At 61.6% G+C, this 19,091-nt stretch carries 16 protein-coding genes and 5 pseudogenes; 10 read left to right on the forward strand and 11 right to left on the reverse strand.

All coding sequences use genetic code 11. The features are described 5' to 3' along the window. Window positions 1–226 precede the first annotated feature (226 nt). Together SB753_RS28680 and SB753_RS28685 are read right to left on the reverse strand one after the other, a co-directional pair. Window positions 227–1,933 (reverse strand): hydantoinase B/oxoprolinase family protein, encoded by a 1,707-nt coding sequence (locus SB753_RS28680; protein ID WP_410803063.1) that lies wholly within the window; start codon window positions 1,931–1,933, stop codon window positions 227–229. Beyond that, window positions 1,930–4,068, reverse strand: a complete 2,139-nt coding sequence (locus SB753_RS28685) for a hydantoinase/oxoprolinase family protein (protein WP_410803065.1) — start codon at window positions 4,066–4,068, stop codon at window positions 1,930–1,932. Before SB753_RS28685 ends, SB753_RS28680 begins: the two co-directional genes overlap by 4 nt. Before the next feature lie 574 nt (window positions 4,069–4,642). Between SB753_RS28685 and SB753_RS28690 the strand changes: the two are divergent. From SB753_RS28690 to SB753_RS28705, 4 genes and pseudogenes are all read left to right on the forward strand, one after another. Then, a pseudogene (locus SB753_RS28690) lies at window positions 4,643–4,873 on the forward strand (IS110 family transposase); the annotation flags it as partial. A gap of 186 nt (window positions 4,874–5,059) precedes the next feature. Continuing rightward, a pseudogene (locus SB753_RS28695) lies at window positions 5,060–5,149 on the forward strand (hypothetical protein); the annotation flags it as partial. Between the two features lie 47 nt (window positions 5,150–5,196). After that, window positions 5,197–5,958: pseudogene (locus SB753_RS28700) on the forward strand (porin); the annotation flags it as partial. A 289-nt stretch (window positions 5,959–6,247) separates the two neighbouring features. Then, entirely contained in the window at window positions 6,248–6,529 is a 282-nt protein-coding gene (locus SB753_RS28705) for a hypothetical protein (protein ID WP_410803067.1), read from the forward strand. A gap of 71 nt (window positions 6,530–6,600) precedes the next feature. Here the strand turns inward: SB753_RS28705 and SB753_RS28710 are convergent, their stop codons facing one another. Both SB753_RS28710 and SB753_RS28715 read right to left on the reverse strand, forming a co-directional pair. Beyond that, window positions 6,601–7,521, reverse strand: coding sequence for an alpha/beta fold hydrolase (locus SB753_RS28710; RefSeq protein ID WP_410803069.1), 921 nt, complete (start codon window positions 7,519–7,521; stop codon window positions 6,601–6,603). A gap of 81 nt (window positions 7,522–7,602) precedes the next feature. Next, complete coding sequence (locus SB753_RS28715; RefSeq protein ID WP_410803071.1) at window positions 7,603–8,988, reverse strand: FAD-dependent oxidoreductase; 1,386 nt, start codon at window positions 8,986–8,988, stop codon at window positions 7,603–7,605. An 81-nt stretch (window positions 8,989–9,069) separates the two neighbouring features. Between SB753_RS28715 and SB753_RS28720 the strand changes: the two genes are divergently transcribed. Then, window positions 9,070–9,927 (forward strand): LysR substrate-binding domain-containing protein, encoded by an 858-nt coding sequence (locus SB753_RS28720; protein WP_410803073.1) that lies wholly within the window; start codon window positions 9,070–9,072, stop codon window positions 9,925–9,927. A 570-nt stretch (window positions 9,928–10,497) separates the two neighbouring features. On the opposite strand, the gene SB753_RS28725 is transcribed toward SB753_RS28720, so the two are convergent. Both SB753_RS28725 and SB753_RS28730 read right to left on the reverse strand, forming a co-directional pair. After that, window positions 10,498–11,301, reverse strand: coding sequence for a porin (locus SB753_RS28725; RefSeq protein WP_410803075.1), 804 nt, complete (start codon window positions 11,299–11,301; stop codon window positions 10,498–10,500). Beyond that, window positions 11,298–11,501 (reverse strand): annotated as a pseudogene (locus SB753_RS28730) (integrase core domain-containing protein); the annotation flags it as partial. The gene SB753_RS28725 and the pseudogene SB753_RS28730, both read right to left, overlap by 4 nt. A 23-nt stretch (window positions 11,502–11,524) precedes the next feature. Between SB753_RS28730 and SB753_RS28735 the strand changes: the two are divergent. The 4 genes from SB753_RS28735 to SB753_RS28750 all read left to right on the forward strand — a co-directional run bounded on the left by SB753_RS28735 (window position 11,525) and on the right by SB753_RS28750 (window position 14,848). Continuing rightward, on the forward strand, window positions 11,525–11,794 hold the full coding sequence (locus SB753_RS28735; protein ID WP_090839195.1) for a DUF5372 family protein: 270 nt from the start codon (window positions 11,525–11,527) through the stop codon (window positions 11,792–11,794). Between the two features lie 209 nt (window positions 11,795–12,003). Further along, a complete protein-coding gene (locus tag SB753_RS28740; RefSeq protein ID WP_410803077.1) occupies window positions 12,004–12,465 on the forward strand; it encodes a helix-turn-helix domain-containing protein in 462 nt (153 codons plus the stop codon). An 11-nt stretch (window positions 12,466–12,476) separates the two neighbouring features. Then, window positions 12,477–12,770: a hypothetical protein gene (locus tag SB753_RS28745; RefSeq protein ID WP_143055850.1), complete on the forward strand. Its 294-nt coding sequence runs from the start codon at window positions 12,477–12,479 to the stop codon at window positions 12,768–12,770. Then, window positions 12,767–14,848 carry a recombinase family protein gene (locus tag SB753_RS28750; RefSeq protein WP_410803079.1) on the forward strand — a complete coding sequence of 694 codons (2,082 nt, stop codon included), beginning with the start codon at window positions 12,767–12,769 and terminating at the stop codon, window positions 14,846–14,848. The genes SB753_RS28745 and SB753_RS28750 overlap by 4 nt, the downstream gene beginning before the upstream one ends. 38 nt (window positions 14,849–14,886) lie before the next feature. Here SB753_RS28750 and SB753_RS28755 read toward each other — a convergent pair. The 5 genes and pseudogenes from SB753_RS28755 to SB753_RS28775 form a co-directional block, all read right to left on the reverse strand. Beyond that, window positions 14,887–15,519 (reverse strand): annotated as a pseudogene (locus SB753_RS28755) (IS3 family transposase); the annotation flags it as partial. Continuing rightward, window positions 15,516–15,830: an IS3 family transposase gene (locus tag SB753_RS28760; protein ID WP_062608513.1), complete on the reverse strand. Its 315-nt coding sequence runs from the start codon at window positions 15,828–15,830 to the stop codon at window positions 15,516–15,518. The pseudogene SB753_RS28755 and the gene SB753_RS28760, both read right to left, overlap by 4 nt. 303 nt (window positions 15,831–16,133) lie before the next feature. Beyond that, a complete protein-coding gene (locus tag SB753_RS28765) occupies window positions 16,134–16,577 on the reverse strand; it encodes a hypothetical protein (RefSeq protein ID WP_410803082.1) in 444 nt (147 codons plus the stop codon). A 585-nt stretch (window positions 16,578–17,162) separates the two neighbouring features. Then, window positions 17,163–17,825 carry a type IV toxin-antitoxin system AbiEi family antitoxin domain-containing protein gene (locus SB753_RS28770; RefSeq protein WP_410803084.1) on the reverse strand — a complete coding sequence of 221 codons (663 nt, stop codon included), beginning with the start codon at window positions 17,823–17,825 and terminating at the stop codon, window positions 17,163–17,165. A 160-nt stretch (window positions 17,826–17,985) separates the two neighbouring features. After that, on the reverse strand, window positions 17,986–18,399 hold the full coding sequence (locus SB753_RS28775; RefSeq protein WP_410803086.1) for a hypothetical protein: 414 nt from the start codon (window positions 18,397–18,399) through the stop codon (window positions 17,986–17,988). Between the two features lie 194 nt (window positions 18,400–18,593). Between SB753_RS28775 and SB753_RS28780 the strand changes: the two genes are divergently transcribed. Continuing rightward, a complete protein-coding gene (locus tag SB753_RS28780) occupies window positions 18,594–18,890 on the forward strand; it encodes a helix-turn-helix domain-containing protein (RefSeq protein WP_410803088.1) in 297 nt (98 codons plus the stop codon). Window positions 18,891–19,091: the final 201 nt, after the last annotated feature.

A 19,091-nucleotide genomic window follows, 5' to 3' on the forward strand; every position in this document is an offset into this window, starting at 1 on the left:
GCTCAGGGAGCCTGGCAAGTCGGTCCATGAAGGCGGCCGCGCGGCGCGGTTCCATCGTCGTACAGGTAGGACGATTCTAGTCACCCGCCACGCATCGCCAATATTTGCCCGACGCGCGAACGGCGCATCCCACGCGCCGAGCCCACAAAGAGCGGATTTCCTACGTAAAGCATCCGGTCGCCTGGTTTACGCGCGACCGAACCCGCGCGCGTTTCGACGCGAGCCATCAACGCAAGCCGTAATCGGCGACGGCGTTGCACTCGCTCACATAGCCGAGCCGCACATCGCGCGCGACCTCCTCGCGCGCTCGCTCATGCGCCGGCCCAAGGCCCGCGCCGCCAGGCAGATCCAGACACAGGCGACGCCCGCGGGGCACGGTTTGCAGGCCCATCGCGGCCATCGGCGTGCCGTCGTCCAGCATGACCGCGCCCGGCGCGCCGGCGCCGCCGCCATCGCGGCCGCGCGCCGGGTGCACGATGCGGTCGTACATGCCGAAGAACTGGAACGGTGCGCCGTCTACGCTGGCGATCTCGAGCCGCTGCCCGAGGCCGCCGCGCCAGCGTCCGGGACCGCCGCTGTCCGGGCGTAATTCCTTGCGCCAGACCACGACCGGATACAGCGACTCGACGATCTCGCAGGCAATCGCCCGTACGCCGCTCGGGAATGCGGTACCGGACATGCCATCGCCGCCGACCCGCGCGCCCGAGCCGCCGCTGTTGAAGAACAGCGTTTCGAAAGCGCGCGGCTGGTCTTGCGCGCTCTCGTCCGGCAATGCTTCGCCCGCCGCCATCCACGTCGCCGCTCCGCCGCGCAGTTGCGCACCCCACACACACGACGCGCCTTCGGCCGGCACGCGGTCGGGCAGCACGCCGGCAAGCGCGCCGAACACCACGTCCGGCAGGAACTGGCCGATGATATGCCGCGCGCACACCGGCCACGGTCGCTGCACATTGAGGATCGAACCTTCCGGCGCGCTGATGTCGAGCGGTTCCAGCGAGCCGGCGTTGTTCGGCACGTCCGGCGCAACCGCCGCGCGCACCCCGAACGCGGCATAGGCGCGCGTGTAGTTCAGCACCACGTTGATGCCGCGATGGCTGGCGGGCGAGGTTCCCGAAAAATCGACGCCGACCCGGCCGTTGCGTACGTCGAGGGTCGCGACGAGGTCGATCGGCGTATCGAATCCGTCGATCTGCATGGCGTAGGGATAGCGTCCCTCGGGCAATTTTTCGATCGCTTGTTGCATCGCCGTGCGCGAACATTCGATGATCGCGTCGGACACGCGAACCATGTCTGACTCGCCGAACTCGTCGAGTGTCGCCAGAAGTCGCGTGGCGCTCGTCTCGTTCGCGCCGAGGTAAGACAGAATGTCGCCTTCCACTTCGTCGGGCGTGCGGACGTTGGCACGAATGATCTCGATAAGATCGTTATTGATCACGCCCGCGCGCGCGAGCGGCAGACGCGGAATGCACAGGCCCTCCTCGAATATCGAGCGCCCGTCCGGGCCCTGGCCGATTCCGCCGATATCGACCTGATGGCAGGTGCACGCAAAGAACGCGATGACCCGCTCGCGGCGAAACACCGGCGAGACGACCGTCACGTCGTGCAGGTGTCCCGAGGCGAGCCACGGATCGTTGGTGATGAAGTGGTCCCCGGCACGCATGGTGGCGAGCGGAAACACTTGCAGAAAATGCCCGACTGCTGCCGCCATCGAATTGACATGGCCGGGCGTGCCCGTCACCGCCTGCGCGACCAGACGCGCGCGCGCATCGAACAGGCCGGCGGACAGATCGCCGGCTTCGCGCACAGTCGGGCTGAACGCGGTGCGCATCAGCAGACGCGCCTGTTCTTCGACGACCGCGATCAGGCGATTCCAGATCACCTGCAAACGGATGGGATCGAGCGTGTCCTGCCCGATATCGTGCGGCGCGTTCATACGTTTTCCTTGAATGTGGCACGGCGCTCCAGCAATAGATGGCCGTTCGCATCCACGCGTGCGTCAAAATTGGGCGGCACGACCACCGTCGTTTCACGATCGGCGATCACGGCCGGTCCGCGAACGAATGCTCCGTTCGCAAGCTGGTCGCGACGATAGGAATGCGAGGCGACGCGTTCGCGACGCAACTGGTCGAGCATCTGGCGTTCGGCAGCCGGTGTGTGCCGTGTTCCGGCAGCGATCGTAGCCGCGGGGCGGCCCGTCGAAGCGGCGCGCGGCTTGCGTTGCGGCTCGCTGACGCGCACGCTCCAGCCCAGCACTTCGAGCGGCGCGCGTGGCACGAGACGCCCGAAGCGGGCCAGATACACCGCTTCGAACCGCTCGCGCAGAATCGCGTGGGCGTCGCCATCGAGCCGCGCGGCGGGCAATGCTATCTGCAATTCGTGCCCTTGGCCGCGATAACGCATGGAGACCGTGACGTCGACGCTGCACGAGTCGCGCTGCACGAGCTTGCTGACAATGAACGCCGCCTCTTCTTCCAGCGTGGCGAGGAGCGCATTCACTGCTTCGACGTCGACTTGCACGAGGGCCTCGATCCGGCTTCGAACCGCGTCGAACGCGACGGGCGCGAGCAGAAAGCCAAACGCCGAACCGACGCCCGCCGCAGTCGGAATCACTACACGGTCGATGCCGAGCTTGTCGGCGAGCCGCGCGGCGTGCAGCGGCGCCGAGCCGCCAAACGCCACCAGCGTGCGTCCCGCGACGGATTTTCCCAGCTCGATGGCGTGTTCCCGCGCGGCGCAGGCCATCGCTTCGTCGGCAATTTCGGCGACGGCATAGGCCGCGGCATCGGTGTCGACGTTCAGGGGCGCGGCGATGTCCGACTCCAATGCGCGGCGCGCGGCCTCGGTATCGAGCGTGAGCGTGCCGGCGGCGAACCAGGCAGGATCGAGACGGCCGGCGAACAGGTGCGCGTCGGTCAGCGTGGCACGCTCGCCGCCCTGGCCGTAGCATGCCGGCCCCGGCATCGAGCCCGCGCTAACCGGGCCGACCTGCACGCGTCCCAATGCATCGACACCGGCAATCGACCCGCCTCCCGCTCCGATCTCGCACAACTCCACCACCGGGATACGCAGCGGGATGCCGCTGCCTGGTTTGAAGCGATACAGCCGCGCGACTTCAAGCGAACGCGACATATGCGGGCGGCCCTCGTCGATGAAGCACAGCTTCGCCGTGGTGCCCCCAATATCGAGCGACAACACCTGCGAAAGGCCGAGCGACTCGCTGATATGCGCGGCCATCAGCGCCCCGCCGGCCGGCCCCGATTCGAGCAGACGCACCGGCAGGCGGCACGCCGTATCGACATCGCACAGACTTCCGTCGGACGTGATCAGCAGCAGCGGTGCGTGAATCGACATGCCCCCGAGCGCGGCAGCAAGGCGCGTCAGATAGGAATGCATCAATGGACGCACGTAAGCATTGACCGCCGTCGTCGAAAATCGCTCGAACTCTCGCACCTCGGGCGATACGTCGGATGACAAGCTGATCGACAGACGCGGCAGCCGCGCGGCGAGCCAGCGAGCCGCCTGCTGTTCGTGCCGCGGATTGCGATAGCTGTGCATGAAGCCGATCGCCAAGCTTTCGATCTCACGCGCTTCGAGCGACCGCGCGATGTCTTCGAGCGCAGCCAGATCGAGTGGTTGCAATTCTTCGCCCTGTGCGCTCATGCGGCCGGCTATCGTGAAGCGAAGATCGCGGTCGATCAACGGCGCCGGTTGCCGCACACGCAGATCGTAGTGATCGGCACGCGCCTCGAAGCCGGTTTCGATGACATCGCGAAAGCCTTCCGTGGTCAGCAGCGCCGTGCGCGCGCCACGGCGCTCGATCACCGCGTTGGTCGCAAGCGTGGTGCCGTGAATGATCGCGTCGAGACGGTCGGCGGCAATGCCGGCTTCGCGCAGCAGATCGGCGATGCCCTCGTGCACGGCGCGCTCGGGGGCGTCGGTGGTGGTGAGGCGCTTATGCGTATAGCGGCGGCCGCCGGCTTCGAGTACGAAGTCGGTGAAGGTGCCGCCGATGTCGACGCCAAGACGCGATTTAAGCAAGGACGGCTCGAATTCCGCTGATTGGTTCATGACATGTTCGGGCAAGTGATGGTCCCGCATGGATGCGCGACGATTGCCCGAACGATACATGGAAGAATGTCCGGCGGCGTTGGATATCGGAACCTTGGCGTTCGATATTGGCTTTGCTGGTTCGATGGCATCGCACTGCGGCGGAAGCGGTTTGGAATCGGCCCGGTGATCGACGGATCCGGTCTGGGGCGATGCCAAGAGTAGTACATCGATCGTATGTTTCGAACCGTACGCCTTCGTCCGGAGCCGGTGCTTGTGCAGCGCCAACGGCAGATGCTGATGCCACATCCTCATGCCGCGTCGCGCGAACTTTTCGTTGGGCCGTCCTGCCACAGGTGTCGACTTACTGGACAGCAGTCGTCCGCAAAACGGACAGCACGCTTTGTTCGTGAGCAGCGCGAGGGCTGCGATGTCCGCAACGGCGGTTTGCCCGTGCCGCTCAGGGTTTCCTGGTTTTTGCTAGAGAATGAAAGGGACTTCCCCGCCCCGAGGCTGCGGCGGAAGCCGCGAGTCGGCATCAATGTGCCAAGATGAAGTTGCGAACGTTCATCCACCCCAGCGAGAGGGGAAGTCCATGCCTATTGTCACTATCGGAATCGATCTTGCCAAGAATGTATTCGCCGTTCACGGTGTGGACGAGACCGGCAAAGCGATCCTGACCAAGCCGCGTGTGCCGCGCGATCAACTGGTGACCTTGATCGCGCAGTTGCCAGCGTGCCTCATCGGGATGGAAGCGTGCTCCGGTGCTCATCACTGGGCCCGCGTGTTCCAGCAGCACGGCCATACAGTCAAACTTATGGCGCCCCACAGGCTTCTTTACGTTTCGGTAATTCGCATATTTGCAAATCCAAATAATTCATTTTGTTCATAACGCTGTCATCAGTAACCTGCAGCCGGTCGCATGACGCAGGTGCCGCAGTTGCCGCGTCCGTGCATTTGTGCGCCACACCGACAAACCATACGTCCCCTCTCTCCATCACGCCACTCGCACATGAAAAAAACCAAATTTGTTAGCCATGCATTGTTTCTGGCCGCACCGTTAGCGGCCTCGGGCGCGTTCGCGCAGAGCAGCGTTACGCTGTACGGCATCGTCGATACCGGCCTCTCGTGGCAGAACAGCTCAACCTCCCAGGCGATCTCGATTCGTTCGATACCACCTACCGCGTGGACAATTCGCTGGTCTATACCTCGCCGCTGTGGCGCGGCTTCACCGTCAGCGGACTGTACGCGTTCGGCGGCGTACTGGGGAGCGTGAATCGCGGCTCGACCTGGAGCGCAGCCGTGCAGTATCGCAACGGGCCGTTCGGACTCGGCGCGGGCTTCCAGCGCATCAACAATTCGACCGAAGGCGGCGGCGCGTGGGGCGCGAACTCCACGCTGAGCAACAACGGCACGCAGCCCTCTGTATCGGCGATCAACAACGGCTACCAGACTGCCGCGGCACAGCAGCGCTTCGCAGTCGCGGGCGGCTGGAAGTTCAATGCCGCGTGGGAGGTCTCGGCGACCTACTCGAACGTGCAATACACTCCGGGGACCGGCTCGGCCTTCTCAAACCGGGCGACCTTCAATACCGCCGGCGCAGTATTGCACTGGAAGCTGGCCACGCCGCTGGACCTGGCCGCCGGCTATCGCTACACACGCGCGACCAAGTCAAACGGCATCCGAAATGCCGCTCAATATCGACAGTTCAACCTGTCGCAATACTATGCACTCTCGGCGCGCACCGGCCTTTACGCGGTACAGGCCTATCAGCGTGCGAACGGCAAGACGCTCTCGGCGAGCGGCAGCGTGATTGCCGCGACCGCGTCGATCGGTGACGGCTTGAGCAACACGCCGTCATCGGCGCGCAGCCAGGTCGCGGTCGGCGTGGGCTTGATTCATCGGTTCTGATTACGGGCGCGGCGACACGGGTCGCGATCCGCGCCGACTCGCCGGGTTCGCGCGCGACACACAACGTTCTCGCCGATGTGCCTTTGCTGGTGCCTGCAGCGCTCGGAACGACGTCACACCATCCGTTTCAACACGAACGCATTACCATCCAAAGCTGCAGATCCTTCGTCCGGTCTTTTCGGATAGCCGTCATGCATTGCTACATAGCGCCCCGCGTCAGAACCGTGCATGCACCTTTATCTTACGGGAGCATCAAATAGTGCGTACTTGATCGAGCGGCGTGTCGGACATGTTTTTCCTTGAACAAGTTGCGGATCACATGCGGCTCCTTCTGACGACGATGCAGGTGCCGGCGGTCGGTGCCCATCATTTCCGCCCTGCTGGTCGGTCGGTTCTTGCCGAACGCAATGGTCTTCACGCCCTGATTCAGGAGTTCGTCCGGGTTCAGTTCGAGACAATAGCCCGGCAGCCGGATCAGGCTCAGACGTCGGCGTTATCGGCGACGAACTGCCTGACAGCGCGGGAGGGCTCTGTCACGTTAGTTGAGCCGTGGGCTAAGATGACGTCATGAAGAAGAGCTGCTGTCCGAGCGCAGCGTGCTCGCTGAGTGGAACTCGCCGATACACGCAAGGCCAGGAGACATTAAGATGGACGAGCGTCTGTCAGAAACGGTAAAAGCGCTGCCAGAACATGTTCCGGTGAGTCTTCGGGCTGGAGATGGCCGCCCGGGATCGCGTGTCCCTGCACATCGCTGGCCCATTGGCGCCAGATGTCAACGGGCGTTGCTTGAGCAGGACTTCCCTTACGTTCAGGCCACAGCACCAGGACCGGGCATGCGAGCCGGCGCCCGTTTCCCCGGTCTTCACTGTCGTACCGTAGATCTTCCTCGACCGCCGATCGATAGTCCTCGCAGATCGCGAGACGCACGGTAGGCTGCCGGAACGCGTGACGATACGCCTCCAGCGCGGCTGGCTCAACCCTGTCGAGGCCGCCCGTCATCTTGATCAAGGCGGCGTCAAGGAACGCATCGGGATCTGCGGACAGCATGCGTTCTGGAAGATCGGCCGGTTGCGCGAGAAAAAACCAATGCCATGCGTTCATTGCGAACGGCATGTCAGCGCGAGCGAAGGCATCTAGCGTTGGGATCACCGTCAATGACGCGAATGCATGGACACGACCGGGGTGATCGAGCGCGAGACGGTAACCAGCACGCGCGCCACGATCATGTCCGACGACAGCGAAACTCGAATGACCTAGCACATCCATCAGCGCAATCAGCGCGTCGCCGACACGACGCTTCGTCCATCTGGGACTCGCATCGTGCACGCGGCTCGCGCCGTACCCGGGCAAATCCGGGACGACAACAGTGAACGTCCGCGCCAGCGTGTTGGCCACGCGCCGCCAGGCGACGTGTGTTTGCGGATAACCGTGCAACAGCAGCACGGCCGGCCCTGAGCCCCCAATGACTCCGCGAAACGTCACACCGCCGGCGTCCACAGCCAGCGGCGAAAAACCTTCAAACCATCCCAAGCCGTGTGCCGTATTGCTCGTGTGTTTCTGCATTTTGCCTGCTTCCTTGAGATTCGTTAATAGCCTTCCGATCGGAGCCTACGCCCAAATCGCCAGGTAAAAAACTGCAGCTCTTTAGATGATGGCGTCCTGACCTTCGAGGGCGTTGCGTACCGACGCGCTGTCTCTCACGTGGCCGTCTGCCCACAGCGCCGCGCATACGCCGGCCGCGTGGCCTGTTGCGAACGCTGTGCCCATCACGCGGATTGATCCGTACGCTTCCTTGTCGCTGCCCACGACGCGCCCCGCCAGCCAAACGTTGTCGAGAGACTCGGCTTCTACCGCCCCATGCGGAATGTCGAAGAAACCTTCTCCACCGATCGAGAGGTAGCGTGTGCGCCCTGGCGCATCATGTATTTCCATTGGCCAGCTCGCCCTGGCGATCGCGTTCGCATACCGTCGCCCGGTATGCGCGTCGTCTCCTGTCACGTCGTGGCGCGACCGAGGCCGACGACTTTCCCGAATGCCAAGCTGTGGCCCGGTGGAAGCAAGGTGCGCGCGTTCAAAACCGGGGTGCCGGCGCAACATGCTGATCAAGCTCCATGCCTGATGCCGGGCTTCGATTTCCGCGCGCGAGAGATCCCGGCTCGTAACGCCATCAGTCGCTACATCCACAACCATCCACCATACGTTCCCTGATGCTGGTAGCCTCATCAGCGCGCCGCCGTCGAGTCGCTCAATGGGCAGCGTCGCGCGTTGGTTGTGCTGACTGATCAGTTCCCCGATGTGCTCGCGGTCGAGCGTGACACCCAGGGGCACGCCGTCGATCACCATCGGAAGCGATGCGGGCTGGACAACTCCGCGATCGCCGCCCTGGAGTTCGGCGCCGGCAAAGGCCGATAGCGTCGCCTCGCCGCTCGCGTCAACGAAAGCATGCGCCTCGACCCGATGTAGGCCCGAGTGATCCGCCAGCGTGATCGCCGCAAGCGAACGATCAACGCGCTCCACATCAACCATCCGGGTGTGCAGGCGCACATCTACGCCCGCATCGACGACTCGCCTGTCAAACGCGTATTTGATCGCCTCGACATCGAGCATGATGATCCAGTTGCCGCTTTTCGAGCGGACCGGACTTGTGTCGAAGCCGAGCGTCTGCAACTCGGACACAATCTCCCAGCCTACTCCACCGATCGTCCTTTGGTGTGTATCGTGCGGAGTATAGAAGCCGCAGTAGGAAAGAATCTGCGCATTTGCGGCTGCGCCGCCCAGAAATCCATAGCGCTCGACAAGTAGGGTCTTCGCCCCAAGCTTCGCCGAGGCGATCGCCGCTGCTGCGCCGCCCGCGCCGCCGCCGACTACCACGACGTCGAAACGCTCAACCTTGGACGCGCCACCATTGCTGGATTGGTGAACCGAAGTTGCCATTAATCTGCCTCTGATGTATTGCCGCCGTCCATTTCGCTTCTCATGACGGCGGTGAATGCAGTTTGCGACACGAGTAGAATCAAGGCAATCAATCAATCTTGATATCCCCCATCAACAATCATGATGCTCCGACGGCGCAAACAAACCACATCCCCCGTCCGGACGCGGGCAACGGCCATGAATCGTGTTCTCGATCTCGACGCGTTGCGCGCGTTCGTCTTGGTTGTCGAAACCGGTCGGTTCTCGATGGCCGCGAATGCACTGTCTCGTACGCAGTCGACCATTAGCATGCAGATCCGACGCCTCGAGGAACAACTTGCATGCACGCTCCTATACCGAAAACAGACCGGTGCGGTGCCGACTGCAGAAGGCAGCGAATTGATGACCGCAGCAAGCGAAATGCTCGCTTTGAACGATCAGGTGTTCGATGCTGTTAAGCAGACGACCGTCGCAGGCCGAGTGCGTATCGGCGCGATCGAACATTACGCGGTCGCTGTGCTGCCAGCACTGGTCGCCCGCTTTTGCAGGATATATCCGGAGGTGCTGGTCGAGATTCATACGGGCGCCGCAGGCGTGATGCGGACACAGCTGCGTACCGAATATGACCTCGTAGTCGGTATCAGCGAAGCGGGCTCGGCTCCGGGCACCCTGCTCTCAAGATCACGCGTCGTCTGGGCCGTCTCGCGCCAAGTTGACGTGCATCGACAGTCCCCGTTGCCGCTTGCGCTCGGCGTGGAAGGAGGGTTACTCCGGGCGTGGGGTACGCGGGCACTCGACAACGCCGGGATCCCCTGGCGGATGGCTTATTGCAGCAGTAGCGTCGCAGCGCTTGAGGCATCGGTCAAAGCCGGGCTGGCTGTGGGCATCTTCAACGAGCACACGATCAACAAACGGCTTCGTGTTCTGGGCGCAAAGGACGGTTTGCCACCCTTGCCTCGTGTCGACGTCTGGCTTCTCCAGGCAGACATGCAGCGTACGCGGGCAGTGACATTGCTGCATGACTTTCTCATCAGCGCGATCCCTCGTTCCAAGTAGTCTGGAAAGTCTTGCTGGAAGCGTGGGATGGGAGGCGGATCGACTCTCCTTCTTACCGCATCTCTGAAACGTCCCCGACGACGTTCTGCACATGATAGATAGAAGGCGATATTGCAGCGTGAACGCCGCGTCCCATCAGCTACGAAGCCGGATCAGCCGCTTGATCCGGCCACTCCGACGCCTGGCGATATGCTGCCGGCGAACCCCCGCGCAAATCCATAAGCGCTCGTGCGACATTGCGCGTTTGCGCTTCTCGGAACGCGGGCTAGGCAAGTTGCAGGTCACCATCGTCGATGGTAGTTAAAATAGATGCGTCACGTCCTGCCATCCGCGTGTATGTGCGGCCGTTCGAGGTACTTGCCGGTGATGCGCAGCAGAGCCACGTCGCGTTGCGGTTGCACGTTAGTGCGAGGCAGATACGCCGCCTTTAACAGGTAACTGAATCTGCTGAAACTGCCTCATTATCCAACGCCGTGGAACCAGACTGACGCTCCAGGCAAAGGCCGGCCGACTCAAATGCAAAAAAAAGCTGCTGACGATGAATGAAGGACGGGTACTAAAATGCGGTGGTTATACCGACCATACCGACGAACTGGTTAGCTGTTGAAGACGGAGTAAGGTTCTGCGAGTCGCCGATCGCCGGCAAGGCCTGAACGATGTTCCCTTCTCCCGCGGATCCTGGAGTCTTCCCCGCGCATGCTGATAGGCCTGCAACAGATAAATGGTGGTCCGTTTCGAGAGGCTGTAGTTCTCCTGAAACGAACACTGAAAATACCGCGCCGCATCCGTAATGCCATTTGCTTGCGACGCCCGCGTGAATGACGATCCCGCCGCCAGACTGAACGCTGGAGTGAACTGATACGCTGCCAGACCGCCATAAATATTGAAGATGGCAGAAGATCCAAACGACGACTTCCCGTCCGGGCGGTACGCTACGTTAGCGTAGCCGGTCCCGACTGTCAGATTTCCGAAACGGTAATTACCGTACGCAACAATCTGCTGAATGGTGTGGGCCGAAAGATAACCCTGGTTGATTACCGACGTAAAAAATGTCGCGCTCGACGACGACGAAAACCCGCCCGATCCGCTATCGGCGTTGGTGATTCGAACATAACCGGTGGCGAGCGACAGTGGTCCCCTGAGATACCGCGCAGCTGCGGCAATGGTGCTTCCCGATCCCAGGGACCCAGCAATGCCCCCGACGCCATACTGCATGCTGAATTTTAATCCTTGCATTTCGGGTGAGGTATAGACAATCGAATTGTTTACTCGCAGTGTTGAGTCGAGCCCATCGATACCACCGGGTGGCAGAGGTGGCGCCGCTTGTTCGGACAGGGTCCCGAGATTTTTAAGTGGAACCACCGGGGCGTTCATGCTGCCGATTTGATCGCAGGCAGTGTCGCGAAGTATGCCTCATCCGGCGTGCGGTCTTCCAGACTCGAATGAGGTCGTCTCTGGTTGTACAGATTGATGTAATCGCCAATTGAGCGCCGGGCGTGGCTGACCGACTCATATGCCTTCAGATACACCTCCTCATACTTGACGCTTCGCCACACTCGTTCGACGAACACGTTGGAGTCCGCAGACAACTGCGCCCGTGAGTGACGCTGGAAGCCGACGTTTTCAGGTCACTCATCCGTACCATCCCCTTCATTTGCAAGAATTCGAACTGGTCCTTCACGCCAAGAACTGGCATGAGGACAGGGTTTGGTTTCACGACGCGAATGGCCGACTGCGGGCGCTCCCCGCCAGCTGGACGAGCGTCGTCGGCGAGGACCCATTCAACGTCGTCGCTGCCGGGCGCGCCTTGTTTCGCGTGGAGGAGCTGCTTGAACTGGGGCGTTTGATCGCCACGTTGGAGCCGTGAACAGCGCGACCACGTGTAAAGCCAAATACGCCGCGTATGTAAAGTTAACTATGCCAGGTAGCGCTCTCCACGGTCACCTTGGTCGTCGATATAATTGCATTATGTCGGCCATATTTCCGCAAATATCCCAGACATTGGACTTGCATATTCAGATATATGGTACATAATTGTATTTACACTGATTTGGCCGCTTTCCCTGGAGTTTGTGCATGGCGACAGACCGACGCAAAGAGGACAAGCACCGCGCGCTGCGGCAGCAGGCGAGCCTCAATCCGCGCCCCGATGCCGTGACGCATCCGCTGTTTCGGGAGGGCGAGTTCTTCGATTCCTACGATCTGCTGCAGGTCAAGTACGAGATGCTGCGCGCGGTGCGCGTGGACAAGCGGCCGATCAGCGAAGCGGCCAAGGCATTCGGTTTCTCCCGCCCGTCGTTCTATCAGGCTCAGACGGCTTTCGAACAGGGCGGACTGGCCGCTTTGATTCCGCAGAAGACTGGGCCGCGCAGCGGCCACAAGTTGACCCCGGCGGTGATGGAGTTTCTGAACCGGGCGCGGGTTGCAGAGCCGACTGTGCGAGCGGAGCGACTGGCCAGTCTGGTGCACCAGACCTTCGGCGTACAGGTTCATCCGCGCAGTATCCAACGACAGTTTCTGCGCCAAAAAAAACCGTAACGAAACCGTCCGTGTCCACTCCGGACCGTGCGCTGTGCAATGACGGACTGATCTCCCGTTATGAAGATCTGAGGCAACAGGCACTTGGATTGCCGTGCGAGATTCCTCGCGGCCAAGGCCTCGTGCTGTTGATGCGCAGCGGCATGAGAGCGTGGATGCAGGCATGGGCCCAGTGCGCGACCACGGTTGTACGGCGGCAGCCGCCGCCCGGTGAGGCAGAGATCGTTCCCTTCACGCTGCATCAGGAGGCGACGTTGATTCTGGCTTCAATGCTTTTACACCGGCGTCAGGAGGCAACAGCATGAAGAGCGATTCTCATCAGAAGGTGCAGGCGAGCCATCTGAAGCGCAACGCCTATCTGTATATCCGGCAATCCACATTGCGTCAGGTGTTCGAGAATACCGAGAGCACCAAGCGCCAATATGCACTGCGCCAACGGGCGGTCGCCCTGGGGTGGTCCGAGGACCGCATTATTGTGATCGATAGCGACCTCGGCCAGTCCGGCGCGTCATCGGCGGACCGCGAAGGATTCCAGCGTCTGGTCGCCGAAGTTGGCGTGGGCCATGCCGGTATCGTGCTCGGCCTGGAGGTGTCGCGCCTGGCGCGCAACTCCACCGACTGGCATCGGCTGCTCGAGATCTGCGCAATCACCGACACATTGATCCTTGACGAGGATGGCGTATACGATCCTGCTCACTTCAACGACCGGCTGTTATTGGGGCTCAAGGGCACCATGAGTGAGGCCGAATTGCACGTGCTGCGGGCGCGCCTTCAAGGAGGAATCCTAAGCAAAGCGAGGCGCGGTGAACTGCAGATGCGCCTGCCCGTCGGCTTCGAGTACAACGCCGCGGGCGCGGTCGTTCTCGATCCGGACCAGCAGGTCCAGCACTGCCTGAGGTGGCTGTTCGACACCTTCCGAGGTACGGGATCGGCGATGGCTACCGCGCGCGCCGCGCATCATCTCGAGCTGGCGTTTCCGCGACGGTGCTGCAAAGGTCCGCACAAGGGCGAATTGCTGTGGGGCAGCCTCGGACACAGCCAGGTAGTGCGCATTCTGCACAACCCAAGGTATGCAGGCGCTTTCGTCTATGGTCGCACCCATACACGCAAGACAGTCGATGGACGCACGCGTGTGATTCGCGCCCCGCGGGACCAGTGGGATACGCTGATTCCGGGCGCCCATGCCGGTTATCTGTCCTGGGAAGAGTATGAGCAGAATCAGAAGCGTTTGCATGAGAGCGCACAGGCGATCGGAGCCGACCGGCGCCGAGGCGCGCCGCGTGAGGGTCCAGCACTTCTTCAGGGAGTCGTGGTCTGTGGTCGATGCGGGAACCGCATGACGGTTCGTTACCACAGCCGCCAGGGCTGCCTGTGTCCCGAGTACATCTGTCAGCGCGAAGGCATTGAGCAGGCCGAACCAGTCTGCCAGCGCATCCACGGGGCTGCCATCGACGAGGCCATTGGCGAGCTGCTCGTCGAGGCGCTCAACCCGCTTGCCATTGAGGTGAGTCTGGCGGTTCAGCGCGAACTCCAGTCCCGCATCGAAGAAGCCGACTGTCTGCGTCACAAGCAGGTGGAGCGCGCCCAGTATGAAGCTGATCTGGCGCAGCGCCGCTACATGCGCTGCGATCCGGAGAACCGCCTGGTCGCCGACTCACTTGAGGCTGACTGGAACCATAAGCTGCGAGCGCTGACTGAGGCTAACGAGGAATATCAGCGTCGGCGTGAACAGGACGCGCGTATTCTGACGGACGAGCAGCGCGCCGTCATCGTCTCGCTGGCGTCCAACTTCCCCCGGCCATGGCGGGACCCCGCCACCCCTGACCGGGAACGCAAACGCATGATCAGGCTGCTTCTGGAAGACGTCACCCTGAACCGGGACCAGCAGGTTACCGCACAGATCCGCTTCAAGGGCGGCGCTCACCGGACCCTCAGCCTGCCGTTGCCGCTGAAATCGTGGCAGCGATGGGTCACCCCCGCCACGGTGATCGAGGAGATTGACGAACTGCTCAATCACCATACTGTCCTGCAGATCGCGAATATCCTGAACGAACGTGGCGCCCCGTCGGGCACGGGCAGGCCCTTCAATGCAAAAATGGTCGCACGCCTGCAGCGCAACTACTGTCTAAAGCCACGCTATGACCGGTTGCGCGAAGCGGGTCTCCTGACGCTGCAGGAGATGGCCGACGCGCTGCACGTCACGCCGACGAGCGTGAAGATATGGAACCGTCGCGGACTCATCCGCGGTCACGCCTACAGCGACAAGAACGAGTGCCTGTACGACCCTCCGGGCACTGACTCGCCCAGAAAGGCGATGGGCGTCAAGCTGTCCTGCCGGCGTCGCCATCCCGACGTCGTCTCTGATCGCCGCAAGGAGGTGTAGTGTGAAACGCAAGCCTTGTCATAGGCATCGCCGGCTGTGCCCATCGACGGTTGTACGCCCGCCTCGCGGCAACGCCGCCCGAAGGCAATGGACGTGTACTGGGACCCCTGGTCCGAGTGCAGGATCACACCTTCATGACGCCGTTGGGTCAGCGCCATGTCCAGTGCCCGCAGCATCAGTTCGGTGTACAGATGGTTTGACATTGCCCAGCCGACGACGCGCCGGCTAAACACATCAAGCACCACCGCCAGATACAGAAACCCTTCACCGGTGGGCAGGTACGTGGCATCTGCCACCCACAGTACATCGCAGGCATCGGCGCTAAAGTGCCGACGCACCAGGTCGGGGGCACGGCGGGCCCCTGCGCGTTGCCGCGTGGTGTGGGGCGAGCGCCGCCGGCTCGCACCGCGCAGCCCCGCCAGGCGCATCAGGCGCGCTACGCGCTTGCGTGCGACATGCACGCCCTCACGCGCGAGCTGCGCATGAATACGGGGCGCACCGTATGTACCGCGCGAGCTCGCATGCAGGGTGCGGATGCGCCCCAGCAGTTGCGCGTCACTGCATGCGTGCGCCGATGGTTCTCTTGCCAGCCACCCGTAATAGCCGCTCGTGGAGACCCTGAGCAGCCGTGCCATCGTGGCAATGGGCCAGCGGGCCCGGTTCGCTCTCATGAATCCGTATCCTTCGGCGATACGGCTCCCGTCTCCCGGGCAAACCAGGCCGCTGCGTGAGAGAGGATGTCTCTTTCCATCTTCAGTTGCCGATTCTCACGACGCAGCCGCGAAAGCTCCTGCCGCTCGGCGGTGGTCAGCCCGTCGTGGCGCGTGCCCGCGTCACGCCCGGCCTGCGCCACCCAGTTATAGATGGTCTGCGCGGTCGGCTCGAACTCCTTTTCCAGTTCCTCCGGCGTGCGCCCGGCCTTCACCAGCTCAACCATTTGCGCCCGGAATTCCGCCGGGTACGGCGTACGATGCTTGCCCATTTCGGCACCTCCTCTTCAACAGGAGGCGTCCGTTTTTGCGGGTCAATCTCAGGACGTTCCTCCGCTCCGCTCAGGTCCATCCGTCGCGCCAGTCGGACCAGTCCCAAGCGCAAATGCAAGCCGCAGCCATCCGGGCCGAACAGTGGCGGCCGCACACGTCCGCACCCCCGCACGGCGTACGCCTCGCCTGCGTCTCCAACAACTGCCACGACTCGCTGAAGGATCTGAGGGTCGTCCTGATCAGAGGAGTATGCAGGCCCAGCGAGAACCGCAGCCGCCGTCGCTCCCATCCCGGCCGGAGGTTCACCAGGCCGTCCCGGGATCGCCTAGGAATTCAACTCTTGCGACCTCGATCGCGCGAACCGGAGTGTTCGCAAACACGTCTGCCGGCGTCTGCCCGCCCAGCATTGGATGCGGCGAATAGAGCCAGAAAGCACGTCGCCAGCCTCCGCGATCCTCGTTGTTCGGCGGCAGGAAGGCGAGAAGTTCAGCAACGTGCTTCCGGATGGCGCCCAATCGATTGAACTGGAAGTCCGGATAGATGAACCGATGCTGGAACTCAGACCAGACACCAAGCAAAGCGCCTGTCGCTCGGGCCTGAATTGCGTACGCGGTGCCCTCCTCTTCGGTCGAAAAACCCGCCAGTTCAGCAACATGACGAGCGTCGGGCCACCCTTGTCGGAGCAGCTCGTCACGGAACCCGATGGCCTGCGTCGCGGTGAGGTTATGTTCGGGATGGTCTGTCATGGAGCAACTCCGACGTATCTTGAGTCTCGGATGTACACGAGGCGACCGCGGCCTCGGTGGGGAATGACGAAAATTTCAACCCTGTTTCCGGGCCAACCCGGCTGTTTTCGCTCTCACACCAGTCGTCCTGCTACTCAGGACGACGGCATCTAACCAGGCGGCTCCGACAAACCGCTCTTCCGTCGCACGTTCCGGTCCTCCGCGTATCTATGCACTTCGCACGATTCCTCGGTGAACGAGATCACCACGAGCAGACATCATTTACTCGAAGATCCATCGCATCCCTATCCCAGGCGTGAAAATATCGCGGAACCGATTGCTATTGCCACGCGGATCACCACGCGTACGAGAGGTGGCTCGGCGGTGTCGGCCCCGAAAACTGTGTCGGCTTTCTCTAAGCCGACGACCACCGAATATTCGTCCAGATCCCTTCGAATAAGCCTTCGATCGAACTGCTAACGCCACTCTCGGTAGCGCTCCCAAAGCCCGCAAACGACGTCGACGTCCAAACGGATATACGAGCTACTCCACGGATTTTCAAGCCGTACTCGGGACACGATTACTGCTGCCATCGCACCACAGTGCTCAGACGCGCAACTGATGAGCCCAGCCTAGGTCTTCATCTTCCGCGAGAAATTTCAGCCCCCATACTACGTCTCTTCGTGAACAGCAATCGACCAGTTCCTGAAGAACGTTCAACCGAATGTTTCTCAGGCTCCCAATGACATCTCTCACGTCTTCTATCGATATCAGGTCCAGCGAGACACTCACGTATTCGAGAATTGCACGTTCCGGGACCGAAACCAGCACCTGGGGATGGCGCCACGCAAGCGGCTTTAATCCGTAGCCTTCGCCCATCCGCGCATCGAACAGAGCCAGGGAATAGTAGGAGCACACAAGTCTTTCCACCGCCCAGCTAGGAACGTTGCAATATCCGCGCCCCCATAAATCAATCCGGTCGCGGAAGCGCAGATGATGCATCATTCGGTGCCACTCAAGCGCGGTCCTTCCTCCCACGTGGAGATTTGAAGTGTATGCCTGCAAATAGGCAATCGTGCCATCAACGCCTGGCTGGTCTCCACGTAGCAGATAAGCGTCGTCAGACAGTTGCCGCAACCACCCTTGTTTGACGAGTTCGCCGACCTGACGTGCGTCGATTTCAAGCTCCGCGAAGTAGCGCAAGCCTACCGGCTGCGACCGTGGCGCGAAATCCATGAGGAACTGCACGATTTCGGTTGCGTCCTGCATGCCGGCTCCTCAGTTGATCATCTCTGACGACACGCCGATACACTGATTCATGCTTCACAATCCCGGGCTGCCCCCGCTCCTGCGGTCTCGCGCCAGCTCAGACGCCGCTCCCAGAGACGCCCGTCAGTCGCGTCGACCATGCCTATGCATAAGCTGTGGGTTAGGCCGCGTCTTCATCAGCATGCGCCCAGACAAGCACCTTGCTGCTCGCTTCAAGAGGATCAGGTTGGTGAGGCTCGCATGCTCGCAGGCGGCCATGCGCATCCGCATAGGCGAGAAAATTCGATCGATGATCGCCGCACAGGTACGACCACAGGCTCGAAACCGGAACCATCGTTTCCCAGTCGATTGCCAGCAAACGAGGCTTTGTTGCGCCGTACCCCTCAAGAACTGAAACAAGGATCGAAGGATCGGCGACGATAAACGAATAACCATCCGGATCGTCGGGCCGCGTTCCCGCAGCGCGTACCAGGAACGTTGTAGCGATATGGTTGATGCCAGCGAGGCGCCAACGATTGAACGGGTCATGCCTCGTCCGGAACGGCGTCTCCCACTGAGATTTTGTGAGCAGCATCTTTTCAAGAAATCAATGGACTGAAATTACCGGCATCACAGCGCTGAGCGCAATGCCCTGCGCTACAGCCCTCCGGGCCGAGCGAATCCCTGCAAGCATAAATTGGCCGATTGTTACATTTTGCACATTATCAATTGTAGCGCAATTATGTGCATCCAACGACAGTTACGTCTTCAATTTCACCAACATGACTGATGACGCTTCGTCTTGGCCTCGCGCGCGGACTGAGGGCAGCACGCAGAATGCGCGGCGTGTCTCAGGACGGTCTTGGCGTCTCAAGCAGAACCTATCTAAGCGCGCTCGAGCTTGGAAAGCAGACGCCTACGCTAGACAAGCTCGACGAAATCGCACGGGCGATAGGCGTGCATCCTCTCAGCGTGCTCTTCTATGCATACGCAGTCGACCTGACGCCTCCGGAAGTTCGGGAGTTGGGACAATTAGTGCGCTCTGAGATTGCCGGGCTTCAGAAATACGATACCGCGCGCGACTAGCGTTGCTCGCTGTTGCGTCCGTGGACGTTCCCTGCTCCTCTCACAGTCGACCGATCCGCGCTCCGCCCGCTATTCGCTAATGCCTCGCCTTTCCCGGAGGCGGTCGAACGGGCCGTCGGTCGCAAAGAATTCGATATGTGTATACGGCAACGCCTCCGCCTTCGTATGTCCATGCCGTTGGCATGAAATTGACACCTCTTC

Origin of the sequence: Paraburkholderia sp. SIMBA_053 (assembly GCF_046534895.1) — a bacterium.
GTDB classification, from domain to species: Bacteria; Pseudomonadota; Gammaproteobacteria; order Burkholderiales; family Burkholderiaceae; genus Paraburkholderia; species Paraburkholderia caledonica.